This window comes from Mesorhizobium sp. ESP6-5 (assembly GCF_020164695.1).
GTDB lineage: Bacteria > Pseudomonadota > Alphaproteobacteria > Rhizobiales > Rhizobiaceae > Mesorhizobium > Mesorhizobium australicum.
Map to the genome: position 1 here is coordinate 214661 of NZ_JAIUGR010000008.1, position 12244 is coordinate 226904.

General features: G+C 63.4%; 12 protein-coding genes. 6 read left to right on the forward strand and 6 right to left on the reverse strand.

From position 1 onward, the window contains the following. Positions 1-4: 4 nt before the first annotated feature. The 6 genes from rnr (at position 5) to rpmG (ending at position 5701) form a co-directional block, all read left to right on the forward strand. Positions 5-2311, forward strand: coding sequence for a ribonuclease R (rnr, locus tag LB524_RS15540; protein WP_224527907.1), 2307 nt, complete (start codon positions 5-7; stop codon positions 2309-2311). Beyond that, a complete protein-coding gene (locus tag LB524_RS15545; protein WP_224527910.1) occupies positions 2311-2745 on the forward strand; it encodes a DUF983 domain-containing protein in 435 nt (144 codons plus the stop codon). Before rnr ends, LB524_RS15545 begins: the two co-directional genes overlap by 1 nt. Positions 2746-2818: 73 nt before the next feature. Beyond that, on the forward strand, positions 2819-3559 hold the full coding sequence (locus tag LB524_RS15550; protein WP_224527913.1) for an NUDIX hydrolase: 741 nt from the start codon (positions 2819-2821) through the stop codon (positions 3557-3559). 77 nt (positions 3560-3636) lie between these two features. Beyond that, a complete protein-coding gene (locus tag LB524_RS15555; RefSeq protein WP_140616205.1) occupies positions 3637-4815 on the forward strand; it encodes an MFS transporter in 1179 nt (392 codons plus the stop codon). A 114-nt stretch (positions 4816-4929) separates the two neighbouring features. Further along, a complete protein-coding gene (locus tag LB524_RS15560) occupies positions 4930-5379 on the forward strand; it encodes a hypothetical protein (RefSeq protein WP_224527915.1) in 450 nt (149 codons plus the stop codon). 154 nt (positions 5380-5533) lie between these two features. Then, positions 5534-5701: a 50S ribosomal protein L33 gene (gene rpmG / locus LB524_RS15565; RefSeq protein WP_006201775.1), complete on the forward strand. Its 168-nt coding sequence runs from the start codon at positions 5534-5536 to the stop codon at positions 5699-5701. 207 nt (positions 5702-5908) lie between these two features. Here the strand turns inward: rpmG and LB524_RS15570 are convergent, their stop codons facing one another. The 6 genes from LB524_RS15570 to LB524_RS15595 all read right to left on the reverse strand — a co-directional run bounded on the left by LB524_RS15570 (position 5909) and on the right by LB524_RS15595 (position 12161). After that, a complete protein-coding gene (locus tag LB524_RS15570) occupies positions 5909-6976 on the reverse strand; it encodes an ABC transporter ATP-binding protein (protein WP_140873702.1) in 1068 nt (355 codons plus the stop codon). A 4-nt stretch (positions 6977-6980) separates the two neighbouring features. Then, complete coding sequence (locus LB524_RS15575) at positions 6981-7829, reverse strand: carbohydrate ABC transporter permease (protein ID WP_015317628.1); 849 nt, start codon at positions 7827-7829, stop codon at positions 6981-6983. Next, positions 7829-8752, reverse strand: a complete 924-nt coding sequence (locus LB524_RS15580) for a carbohydrate ABC transporter permease (protein WP_015317627.1) — start codon at positions 8750-8752, stop codon at positions 7829-7831. The genes LB524_RS15575 and LB524_RS15580 overlap by 1 nt, the downstream gene beginning before the upstream one ends. 183 nt (positions 8753-8935) lie before the next feature. Beyond that, positions 8936-10213 (reverse strand): ABC transporter substrate-binding protein, encoded by a 1278-nt coding sequence (locus tag LB524_RS15585; protein ID WP_224527917.1) that lies wholly within the window; start codon positions 10211-10213, stop codon positions 8936-8938. Positions 10214-10242: 29 nt separating this feature from the next. Further along, positions 10243-11430 carry a PLP-dependent transferase gene (locus LB524_RS15590; RefSeq protein ID WP_140716774.1) on the reverse strand — a complete coding sequence of 396 codons (1188 nt, stop codon included), beginning with the start codon at positions 11428-11430 and terminating at the stop codon, positions 10243-10245. Continuing rightward, the gene (locus LB524_RS15595; protein WP_224527920.1) at positions 11427-12161 is read right to left on the reverse strand and encodes a FadR/GntR family transcriptional regulator; all 735 of its coding nucleotides are present in this window, start codon (positions 12159-12161) and stop codon (positions 11427-11429) included. Before LB524_RS15595 ends, LB524_RS15590 begins: the two co-directional genes overlap by 4 nt. Positions 12162-12244: the final 83 nt, after the last annotated feature.

The window sequence follows — 12244 nt, forward strand, 5'->3', positions numbered from 1 at the left end:
CGGCGTGGCGCGCAGGATCACCGGAAGAAGTCACGGCGATCCCCGCACCGCCGACACCCGGGCCAAGGTCAAGGACAATTATCGGCCCTCGCGCGACGAAATCCTGCGCTATATCGCCGAAAACCCAGATCGCGCCGGAAAGCGCGACATCGCCAAGGCGTTCGCGCTGCGCGGCGACGACCGCATCTGGCTGAAGGATCTCCTGCGCGACCTGCAGGACGAAGGCGTTCTGACCAAGGAGCGCAAGCGGTTAGCCCGGGTCGGCGCCCTACCCCATGTCGCCGTGCTCGACATCTTTGGCCGCGACGGCGATGGCATCTTGCTGGCGCACCCGGCCGAGGCAGTCGGTCCGGGCGAGCCTCCCGTGGTCTCGATCCGCGTTTCGCGCAGCGGCAACGGTCCCGCGCCAGGCATCGGCGACCGCGTGCTGGCCAAAACCTTCCCGACCGACGATCCGTCAGGGCCTGCGTATACCGGCCGGGTGATCAAGATCTTCGAGAAGCGCACGGACGCTGTCCTCGGCGTCTTTCGCGTGCTTCAGGACGGCAGCTTCCGCATCGAGCCGGTGGAACGGCGCCAGCCCGAGTTGATCGTCGACAAGGAATTCCAGAACGGCGCCAAAAACGGCGATCTTGTCGAAGTCGAGCCAGCGCGAGCCCCCCGCTTTGGGTTGCCCCGCGCCAAGGTGCTGAACGTGCTGGGTTCGCTGACCAGCGAAAAGGCGGTTTCGATGATCGCCATCCACGCGCACGACATTCCCCACATTTTCCCGGCCGACGTCATTGCCGAATCCGAGGCGGTGAAGCCCGCGACGCTTGACCGTCGCGAGGACTGGCGCGACCTGCCGCTGGTTACCATCGATCCGGCCGACGCCAAGGACCATGACGACGCGGTCTTCGCCACCCCTGATCCCGACGAGAAGAACCCCGGCGGCGTCATCGCGACGGTCGCCATCGCGGATGTCGCGGCCTATGTCCGCCATGGCACGGCGCTCGACCGCGAAGCGCTGAAGCGCGGCAATTCGGTTTATTTCCCCGATCGCGTCGTGCCGATGCTGCCCGAGCGCATCTCCAACGATCTCTGTTCGCTGCGCGAGGGTCAGGATCGCCCAGCACTCGCGGTGCGCATGACTTTCTCCGCCGATGGCAGAAAGATCAGGCACTCCTTCCACCGCGTCATGATGAAGTCGGCGGCCAAGCTAGCCTATAGCCAGGCCCAGGCCGCGATCGACGGTGTACCGGACGACAAGACCGGCCCGATCCTCGACACTGTGCTGAGGCCGCTGTGGGAGGCCTATGCGATCCTCAAGCGCGGCCGCGATGGCCGCCAGCCGCTGGAACTCGACCTGCCGGAGCGCAAGATCCTGCTCAAGCCGGATGGCACGGTCGACCGCGTCATCGTGCCGGAGCGGCTCGAGGCCCACAAGCTGATCGAAGAGTTCATGATCCAGGCCAATGTCGCCGCGGCCGAAACGCTGGAAGGCAAGAAGCAGGCGCTGGTCTATCGCGTCCATGACGCGCCGTCGCTGGCCAAGCAGGAATCGCTGCGCGAATTCCTGCAGACGCTTAGCCTGTCATTGGCACGCGGCGCCCAGATGCGGCCCAGCCAATTCAACGGCATTCTTGAGCGTGTGCGCGGCGCCGACAATGAGGCGCTGGTCAACGAAGTGGTGCTTCGCTCGCAGAGCCAGGCCGAATATTCACCCAAGAACATCGGCCATTTCGGCCTCAACCTCAGCCGTTACGCCCATTTTACCTCGCCGATCCGCCGCTACGCCGACCTGATCGTGCATCGCGGGCTTATTGCCGCGCTGGGCCTCGGCCCAGGTGGGCTGACGCAGGATGAGGAGGCCCGCCTCGAAGACGTTGCGGTGCTGATCTCCGGCACCGAGCGGCGCGCAATGGCTGCCGAGCGCGACACGGTCGACCGGCTGATCTCGGCCTACCTCGCCGAGCGCATCGACGACCGCTTCGACGCCCGCATCTCCGGCGTCACCAAATCAGGACTTTTTGTCCAATTGCCGCAATATGGCGCCGATGGTTTCATCCCGGTGTCAACTTTGGGCGGCGATTACTATATATACGATGAAACGGCCCGCTCCCTGTTCGGAGAACGCTCGGGCAAAGGCTACCAGCTCGCGGACCGCGTCGAGGTCCGGCTCGTCGAGGTGGCGCCAATGGCCGGCGCGATGCGCTTCGAGATGTTGACCGACCCAAAGCCCCTGCCAGGCTCCAGCAGGTCGTTTCACAAGGCTAAGGGCCGCGCCCGTGCGTCGCAATCGCGACCGGGGTCGCGCGGCAGGAGACGATGATGGAACAACAGGTTTTTGGTGGCGAACATCACTCTGGCCGGGTTGCCCGCCCCTTGTGGACGGCGATGAGGCGGGGCTTCTTGGGCCGCTGCCCCAACTGTGGCGAAGGCAAGCTGTTCCGCGGCTTCACCAAGACTGTCGAAACCTGCAGCGTCTGCGGCGAGGAGATCCATCACCATCGCGCCGACGATCTGCCGGCCTACCTGGTCATCGTCATCGTCGGCCATATCGTTCTCGGTGCCTTCATGGGCGTGGAAGCGACCTCGACGCTCTCCACCTGGCAGCACATTGCAATATGGGTGCCCTTGACCATCCTGCTCTCCATCGCGCTGCTGCAACCGGTCAAGGGTGCCGTCATCGGACTGCAATGGGCGTTCTATATGCACGGGTTCGGTGGCCAAAAGGATGGGACGGAGTCCCACCACGGCGCCTGAGGCGCCGCTGGCGCAACACGCCAATCGGTAAGGCCACTTTCGCATGCAAGAAGTTTCCGCTAGGTCCCTGCGCATGGAAGCATTGACCAAGGCGGATGCCGACAAGCTCGACAAGGGTCTTGCCACGCATGGCGGCGGGCGCCTGCGTCCGCGTGACGCCGCGACGCTCATCCTGCTCGACCGCAAGGGCGACGACGTCCTGGTGTTGATGGGGCGCCGCCACGCCGCACACGCTTTCATGCCAGGCAAGTTCGTGTTCCCCGGCGGCCGAACCGACCCTGCCGACAGCCGCATACCGACAGCGACGGCACTTGACCAGCACGAAGAAGCCAAGCTGACGGCCGGCCCCGGCCGCACCAGCCGCGCCCGCGCCCGCGCCATTGCCTTGTCGGCGGTCCGCGAGACCTACGAGGAAGCCGGCCTGCTGATCGGCCGCAAAGGCGCCTTTGCCACGACCAGGCGCGATTGGCAGGGTTTCGTCGAACATGGCGTGGCACCGTCGCTGGAAGCATTGCGCTTCGTCGCGCGCGCCATCACGCCGCCGAACCGGGTGCGCCGCTTCGACACCCGCTTCTTCAGCGCCTGGCGTGGCGACGTCGCCGTCGAACTGCCCGATGGCGGTCCGACCAACGAATTGGAGGAACTGGTCTGGCTGCCGCTCGCCAAGGCCAAGCAGGCCGACATACCCGACATCACCCGCATGATCCTGGACGAGCTGGAAAAGCGGCTCGCCGACGATCCGCTGCTTCGGCCGGGCGGACCTGTCCCTTTCTACCGGCTTGTCCGCAACCGCTTCACCCGCGAACTTCTCTAAAGCAATTCCAGGAAAACTGTGCCGCGGTTTCCCACGGGAATTGCGCAAGATCAAAAAGACAGAGTATTCAGCATCCCATGACGGTCGATACCCAACCACAGGGCGACGAACGCGTACACTGGCTGCCGATGGTGGCGGCCATTTCGTCGATCAGCGTCGTCGGCATCGCCATTGGCCTCGGCATGCCCTTGCTCAGCGTCATCCTGGAAACACGCGGTCATTCGGCCTCGATGATCGGCCTGAACACGGCTGTCGCCGGCCTGGCCTCGATCGCCGGGGCGCCGTTGGCCACGCCGCTCGCCATGCGCTTCGGCGTCGCCTGGACCATGATCGCCATGATTGCCACCGGCGCGCTCGCCTTCGTCGGTTTCCATTTCGCGCCCGATTTCTGGATGTGGTTTCCGCTGCGCGTCGTTCTGCACATCGCGCTGACCGTGCTGTTCATCCTGTCGGAATTCTGGATCAGCACGTCGGCGCCGCCACACCGGCGCGGCCTTGTGCTTGGCATCTATGCCACCGTCCTGTCGCTCGGCTTTGCCGCCGGGCCGTGGCTGTTCGCCCATCTCGGCAGCTCCGGCTTCAGGCCGTTCGGCGTCATCATTGCCCTGGTGACGCTGGCTGCCATACCGGTGCTCGCCGCGCGCAACGAAAGCCCGACCATCGTGGCCGACAGCGAAACCAGCCACTTCCTGCGTTATATCTGGCTGGTGCCGACCGCGACTTTCGCCGTGCTCGTGTTCGGCGCGGTTGAGACAGGCGGCTTCGCGCTGTTCCCGGTCTACGGCAACCGCATCGGTTATTCCGAGGCCGACGCGGCGCTGCTGCTGACCATGATCGGCCTCGGCAATGTGCTGTTGCAGATTCCGATCGGCATGATCAGCGACCGCGTCTCCGACCGGCGTTATCTCTTGCTCGCCTGCGCCACGGTCGGCCTCGTCGGCACGATATTCATGCCGTTCTTTGCCGCGAACTGGCATTTGATGGCCGCGCTACTCTTCGTCTGGGGCGGTGTCGTCGCCGCCATGTACACGATCGGCCTCGCCCATCTCGGCTCGCAGCTCTCCGGCCACGAACTGGCCTCCGCCAACGCCGCCTTCGTGCTCTGCTACGGCGTCGGCATGGTGCTTGGCCCGCAGGCGATCGGCATCGGAATGGACAGTTTCGGGCCTTCCGGATTCGGCTGGTCACTCGGCCTGTTCTTCGGCGCCTACATCGCCCTGGTCTGCTTCAGGCTCGTGCGCAAGCTCCTGCTGTAACGCTGTGCCGTCGAGTGCCCTTATCCGCCGCGCCGCGGCGGATGCTGACAGAACCGTGTCAGGAGCGTCCGGTTAAAAGAGTGTCCCCTGATACCCGAAGTTGAGGACACTGCCATGATCGACAGCGGCTTTGAGACCACATCACTGCGAATGACGCTTCTGCTGCTCCAGGCTCCAGCTGCCGATGTTGACCGCATCATGGACGCGGTTGTCGCGATCGCACCGCTCGCCATGGGCAAATATGACCGCAACGCGTATCAGTCGGCACACGGCATCGAGCGCTACAGGCCGCTTGAAGGGGCCGCGGCCGGCGCCGAGACCGAATTGCGCCGCCGCCCGGGCACGGTCGAGGTTTCGTTCGAACTGCCCGACGACCAGACGCTGGCGGCCCGCGTCGTCGAAGCGATCTTCCAGGCGCATTCCTATCAGGAACCGGTGATCCGCATCCAGCCGATCCTTGCCAGCCGCTCCAAGGGGCTGGACGACCGTGCCAATCCGAATCGCTGGTGGAACACGACCGGAGACTGGAAGAAGGTTGCGGTATCCGAGGCGGAAACCGCCTGATTTATGCGTTCTGGGCAGCTTGGGCCGGCCACATCAGGCGAGCCGGGCTTGACTTTCCAGGCACGTTCTTTATGTGTCGCGCCAAGTTTCCCGCGTCCGGGTGTTTTCCCGTGCTCCAGCGGCCAAAACCCCACGAACATAACGGACTGAGATCATGGCCAAAGCCGCAAACATCAAGATCAAGCTTCTGTCGACCGCCGACACCGGTTTCTTCTACGTCACCAGCAAGAACAGCCGTACCAAGACCGACAAGCTGTCGTTCCGCAAGTACGACCCGGTCGCCAAGAAGCACGTCGAATTCAAGGAAACCAAGATCAAGTAATCTGGTTTTTCCTCTGGAATGCCAAACGCCGCCCATCGGGCGGCGTTTTCGTTCGGCCCGGGCGGCTGAAGTCCGTCAGCCCGGCTCAGCGCCTTAGAGCCGGATGATTTCAGGTCGAGTCGACCTGAACTCTGAATCCGTCTCTAAATCAAAGAGATAGAGCATGATGTCGTCCGAAAACCGCTTCACACTTTTCGGCATCATGCTCTAGCCGATGCGGTCGCCGCTCTTCCCGTCGAACAAATGCAGCGATGCCGGATCGGCCGACAGGCGCACCATGTCGCCAGGCTTCACGGCCGCGCGCCCCATCGCAAAGACGCAAAGCTGCTGGCCGGCCAGCTTGACGTAGAACTGCGTCGACAGGCCGAGCGGCTCCACCACTCCCACTTCGCCTTGCAGCGCGCCGTCATCAGCCAGCCGGATATGCTCGGGCCGCAGACCGACGGTGATGACGTCACCGTCCCTGAGCGGCAGGCCGTCCGGCAGCCGAAGCTTCTGGCCATCGGACAACACGGCGTCCACCTTGCCGCCCTTCTCCACCGTCGCCGACAGGAAATTCATCCCAGGCGAGCCAATGAAGCCGGCGACGAACATATTGGCCGGCCGGTCATAGAGATCGAGCGGCGCCCCCACCTGCTGGATCAGCCCGTCATGCATGACGACGATGCGGTCGGCCATGGTCATGGCCTCGATCTGGTCGTGGGTGACGTAGACCGAAGTGGTCTTCAACTGCTGGTGCAGCGCCTTGATCTCGGCGCGCATATGAACGCGCAGCTTGGCATCGAGGTTCGACAGCGGCTCGTCGAAGAGAAAAACCTTGGGATCGCGCACGATGGCGCGGCCCATGGCGACACGCTGGCGCTGGCCACCAGACAATTGCCTGGGCAGGCGTTGCAGGAACGTATCGAGCCCCAGCCGCTTGGCGGCACCATCGACGCGGGCATCGATCGCCGGCTTCTCGGCCTTTCGCAGCATCAGGCTGAAGCCCATGTTCTTCGAGACGTCCATATGCGGATAGAGCGCATAGGACTGGAACACCATGGCGATATCGCGGTCCTTGGGCGCAACATCGTTGACCAGCCGTTCGCCGATACGGATCTCGCCGCCCGAGGCTTCCTCGAGCCCGGCGATCATGCGCAACAGCGTGGACTTGCCGCAGCCGGACGGACCGACCAGCACGACGAACTCGCCATCGGCGATTTCAAGATCGACCGCGTGGAGGACGCGCACGGCGCCGTAATCCTTGCGGACTTTTTCGAGCGTGACAGAGGCCATCGGTCTATCCTTTGACGGCGCCGGCGGTCAGGCCGGTGACGAGATAGCGTTGCAGGAAAGCGAAGAAGATGCAGACCGGGATCAGCGCCAGGATCGACGCCGCCATCATCTGTCCCCAGTCGACGGCGAACTTGCCGATGAAGGTGAGCAGGCCGACGGCGAAGGTCTTCTGGTCGTCGCTGGAAATCAGCATCAGCGCGAACAGCAGCTCGCTCCAGGCGGCGGTAAAGACGAAGCCCAGCGTCGCGCCCATGCCGGGCAGCGTCAGCGGCACGATCACCTTGCGCATCGCCTGCGCGCGCGTGCAGCCGTCGATCATCGCCGCCTCCTCCAGGTCCTTGGGGATGCCGTCAAAGAAGGACTGCATCAGGAAGGTGGCGAAGGCGGTGTTGAAGGCGGTGTAGATGATGATCAGCCCGGTCAGGCTGTTGATCAGGCCGATCTGCCCCATCACGCGGTAGATAGGCGGAATGACCATCACCAGCGGAAAGGTCTGGGTCAGCAGCAACATGAGAGCCAGTGCAGCCTTGCCGCGAAAGGTGAAGCGGGACATGGCGTAGCCGGCGAGCGTGGCGATGACCGTGACCAGTGCCGCCGTCGACACCGAGACGATGACGCTGTTGAGGAAATAGCGCGGGAAATCGGTGGCTTCGAGCACGGTCACGAAATTCTGCAACGTCATGTGCGACGGCCAGAAGGTGATGCCTTCGGAATAGAGCAGCCGCTCCGGCGTGACCGAGATCTTCAGCGTCCAGTAAATCGGGAACAGAGCGAAGACGACGTAGGCGGCGATCGCGGCGTAGAGGCCGATGCCACCGAAGAAGCGCTGTGATGCTGAGCGTCCGGCAATCATCAGACGTGCCTCACAAGCGAGCGGCGGATGGCGATGAGCACGATCGCGTAGGCGATGAGCAGGACCAGCAGCAGCACGGCCACGGCCGAGGCATAGCCCTTGTCCAGCGACTTGAAGGCGCTGACATAGATGTAGACCGGCACCGTGTTGGTCGAGCCGGCCGGTCCGCCCTCGGTCATGACGAAGATCAGGTCGGCGAAAGTGGCGATCCAGATGGTGCGCAACATCACCGTGATGGCGATGGTTGGGGCCAGGAAAGGCAGCGTCACCTTGGTGAAACGTTGCCACGGCGAAGCGCCGTCGATCGCCGCCGCCTCATGCAGTTCCGAGGGAATAGACTTCAGCGCCGCCAGCAGCGTTATGGCGAAGAACGGAATGCCGAACCAGACATTGGCTATGATCGGCCCCCACATGGCGGTGGAGGGATCGGACAGGACGTTGGTCGGTTCGGCCTTCAGCCCCAAGGCGAACAGCCAGTGCGGCAGCGGACCGACGATCGGGTTGAACAGCCAGGCCCAGGTCAGGCCCGACAGGAAGGACGGCACCGCCCAGGGCAGGAAGACCAGTGCCTGCACCGCCTTGCGGCCTGGGAAAGGCTTGTCGAGCAGCAACGCCAGGCCAAGGCCGAGGAAGAACTGGAAGAACAGGCTGGCCGCCGTCCACCACAACGTGTTGATCAGCGCCTGGCCCAGCACCTGGTCCGACAGCATCGCCTGATACTGCCCGAGCCCGACATACTCGGACTTGAAGGCCGAAAATTTGCGGAAGGAATAGCTGATGCCGATGACCAGCGGCACGAGCAGCACCACGACCAGCAGGATGATCGCCGGGCTGAGGTAGAGCCAAGGCTCGATCGTCGCGTAGGAGAGCCGCTTTTTTCGCGGCGCCGCTGCGGACCGAATTTCGGATACGGCATAGGTCATTTGGCTGAGAAATGGCTCCCTGGAGCGGCGGGATGGACAATGAGCGTCCTTCTCCCCGTTCACGGGGAGAAGATGCCGGCAGGCAGATGAGGGGCGGCGCCAGCTTTTCAGAACTTGGCGCAGCCCCTCATCCGGCCCTATCGGGCCACCTTCTCCCCGTGAACGGGGAGAAGGGAAGAAAAGCTACTTCTTGTTCTTCGCCAGCCAGTCCTGCTGTTCCTTGGTCAGGAAGGCAGCCCACTGGTCGGCGACCTCCTTGGCCGTCTTCTGGCCGAGCAGCACTTCCTGGAAGTTCTTGATCGCGACCTGGTCGACGAAATTGCCGAGGTTTTCCAGATGCGTCGGCGGCGTCACCATTTCATATTTGGAGCTGTCGCTGAGTTCCGTGAACCAGCCCTTGAACTGCTCGGTCTTGAAATGGGGATCCTGGTCGGCACCGTTGTGGATCGGCACGACGCCGACTTCCTTGGCCCATTCCAGATTGTCCTTCGGCGACAGGAGCGTCGCCATCAGCTTCCAGGCATCATCCTTGTGCTGCGAGTTGGCGAACATCGCCCAGCCGGCATAGCCGAGCGTCGGATAGGACTTTCCGCTTGGTCCGACCGGCAGCGGCGCCACGGCGAAGTCGTCGGCGCTCATCTTGTCGGCGATGCCGAGCAGCGCGTCCGGATCCTGATTGAGCATGGCGCAAGTGCCGGAGTAGAAGCCGGTGACGGTTTCGTTGAAGCCCCAGCTCACGGCATCCTTCGGCGCTAGACCATTCTTGTACATGTCGGCCAGCATCTGCAGGCCCTTGACCGAGCCTTCTTCATTGATGGTCGAGGTGCCGTCCTCGTTGAAATACCCGCCCTTGCCCTGAGCGATGTTCATGAACATGTGCATGCCGTTGAAGGCGCCCGGCCCGCCGCGCAGGCAGTAGCCGTATTTTCCGGGAATGGCCGAGATCTTCTTGGAATCGGCGACAAACTCGTCGAGCGTCGCCGGCGGGCCGTCGAGACCAGCCTCCTTGAACAGCTTCTTGTTCCAGAACAGCGCGTTCACATAGTAGCCATAGGGGATCATGAACTGGGTGTTGTTGACCGTCGAGCCGAACTGTTTGGCGCGGTCGCCGAGCGTCTTGGCGTCGTCCCACTTGGCCATATAGGGGCCGAGATCCTCGAGCTGGGCATTGTTGGCGTAAAGCCCCATCCAGCGTTCCGGCATCTCGACCACATCGGGCGTGTCACCGGCCTGCACCATGGTCAGGAATTTCTCGAAAGCCTGGCCCCAGGGCAGCGAGATCAGTTCGACCTTGACGCCTGGATTGGCCGCCTCGAACTCGGCGATCTGCTTCTTGAGGAATTCGGTGCGTGGCGGGCTGGTGATCACCTCGACCATTTTCAGGGTTGAATCGGCGAGCGCGCCACCGGCGGAAATCGCCAGCCCCGCGACGGTGGCAAGCATGACGGTCAGTTTTTTCATGTTCAAGACTCCCATTTTGAACCCGCTTGTTATTTTCTGGCTTTTTCGAGGGCCTGGGCGACATCCGCCCAGAGATCCTCGACACTTTCCAATCCGACATTGAAGCGGATGGTTCGGGGGCTGACGCCGAAGCGCGCCATCGAATTCAGTCCTGGCGTCTGCTCCAGCGACGCCTTGGCCGGTACGACCAGGCTCTCATGCCCACCCCAGCTGACGCCGATGCGGAAATATTTCAGCGCGTCGACGAAGACGGGAATGTCGATGTCCTCGGTAACCTCGAACGAGAACAACCCGCCATAGCCGGCAAGCGTCGCCTTGCCCGGATGGTTCGAATAGGCCGGATGGTTCACCCGCTCGACATCGCCATGCGCCTTCAGCCGCTCGGCGATGGCAAGCCCGCTCTTCATATGGTGCGGCAGGCGCAGCGGCAGCGTGCGCAGGCCGCGCAGCAAAAGCCAGGCCTCGAACGGCGACAGCTTGCCGCCGAGATAGGAATAGGTCTGCTCGTTGATCTGCTTGATATGCGCTGCCGAGCCAGCCACCACGCCGGCGACCGTGTCGCTGTGGCCGCCGAGATATTTCGAGGCCGAGTGCAGCACGAGGTCGACGCCGTGCGAGATCGGCTTCTGGAACACCGGCGTCGCCCAGGAATTGTCGATGGTGGTGACGATGCCCTGCTCTTTTGCCAGCCGGGTCAGATGCGGCAGGTCCTGGAGCTCGAACACCATCGAGGTCGGGCTTTCCAGATAGAGCAGCTTGGCGCCGGGAAGCGCCGCCGCGACCGCGTCCGGGTCGGAACCGTCGACATAGTCCACCTTGATGTTGAGCCGCGGCAGGAGCCGCTCGAACAGCCGGTAGGCATCGCCATAGCAGTTGCGTACAGCAACGATGCGCTCGCCCGCCCCGACGAAGGCAAGCACGGTGGCGCTGATCGCCGCCATGCCGCTGGAGAAGCCGCGTGCGGCCTCTGCACCCTCGAGCGCGGCGACACGAGCCTCGAACTCCATGACCGTCGGATTGTCGCCGCGGGAATAGATCGGCTGCTTTCGTTTGCCGGCAAAGGTATCGGCCATTTCCGCATAATTGGCGAAGGTGAACAACGAGGTCTGGTAGATCGGCGGCACGACGGCGCCGCCGGGAAACGGTTCGTCATGCGCCAAAAGCGTCGCCGCCTCGGCGAGATAATCGTGGTCGAAACCGTCTGGATGCCCGTTCATTTCAGGTCCGAAAGTTTGAGTTTGGCCGCACCGCGCTTGAGGTCGTCCTCGACGGTGGCGATGAGCTTGAGCGCCTCGTCGCGGGCGCCCTGCGGATCCCGCGCGGCGATACGTTCGTAGATGGTGCGGTGATAGGGAAAGCTGGCATGGCCGAAATCGCGCACACCGAGCGGATGCTCCCAGAAGCGATGGAACAGTTCGTGCATGGCCGCGATGATCTGTTCGAACAGTGGATTGCCGGAGACCCGGTAGATCGCCTGGTGGAATTCCCAGTCCTCTTCCGACGACATGCCATCAAGGGTGCGAAACGCCTGCTCCATGATATCGAGCTTGCCCTTGATCTCGGCAATGTCGGCCGGGCTTGCCCGCTCGGCGCACAGTGCCGCTGCTTCCGCCTCCAGCGCGCGGCGTATTTCCAGCGTCTGCATCAGGCTGGTGAAGTCATTGCCGCCCGCCAGCGTCAGCGGCAAATGCAGCATGTCGGGCGAGACGGCCGCCTTGAGAAACGTGCCGCTGCCTTGCCGGCGTTCGACCAGGCCCAATCCTTCCCACCGCGTCAGCGCCTCGCGCACCGTGTTGCGGCTGACCTTGAGCCGTTCGGCCAGGATGCGCTCGGTCGGCAGTCGCTCGCCAGGCCGCAAGGCCTCGGCGCGGACGAAGCCCACCAATGCCTTCAGCACGGCGTCGTCACGCGCCGTCGTCTGAATTGGTGGCAGGCTGTTCTGGTCCACATTTCCTCCAAGTGGTCCAATGGTCCAACCAATTTCTGCACGGATGGAGCCTCCTGTCAATTGCTTGTCAGGAGACAGCTGGC

Coding starts and splice junctions, on each gene's coding strand:
- LB524_RS15590 (WP_140716774.1), bottom strand. CDS start 11,430: ATGAACGGGCATCCAGACGGTTTCGACCACGATTATCTCGCCGAGGCG.
- LB524_RS15580 (WP_015317627.1), bottom strand. CDS start 8,752: ATGACCTATGCCGTATCCGAAATTCGGTCCGCAGCGGCGCCGCGAAAA.
- LB524_RS15570 (WP_140873702.1), bottom strand. CDS start 6,976: ATGGCCTCTGTCACGCTCGAAAAAGTCCGCAAGGATTACGGCGCCGTG.
- LB524_RS15555 (WP_140616205.1), top strand. CDS start 3,637: ATGACGGTCGATACCCAACCACAGGGCGACGAACGCGTACACTGGCTG.
- LB524_RS15545 (WP_224527910.1), top strand. CDS start 2,311: ATGGAACAACAGGTTTTTGGTGGCGAACATCACTCTGGCCGGGTTGCC.
- rpmG (WP_006201775.1), top strand. CDS start 5,534: ATGGCCAAAGCCGCAAACATCAAGATCAAGCTTCTGTCGACCGCCGAC.
- LB524_RS15560 (WP_224527915.1), top strand. CDS start 4,930: ATGATCGACAGCGGCTTTGAGACCACATCACTGCGAATGACGCTTCTG.
- LB524_RS15575 (WP_015317628.1), bottom strand. CDS start 7,829: ATGATTGCCGGACGCTCAGCATCACAGCGCTTCTTCGGTGGCATCGGC.
- LB524_RS15550 (WP_224527913.1), top strand. CDS start 2,819: ATGGAAGCATTGACCAAGGCGGATGCCGACAAGCTCGACAAGGGTCTT.
- LB524_RS15585 (WP_224527917.1), bottom strand. CDS start 10,213: ATGAAAAAACTGACCGTCATGCTTGCCACCGTCGCGGGGCTGGCGATT.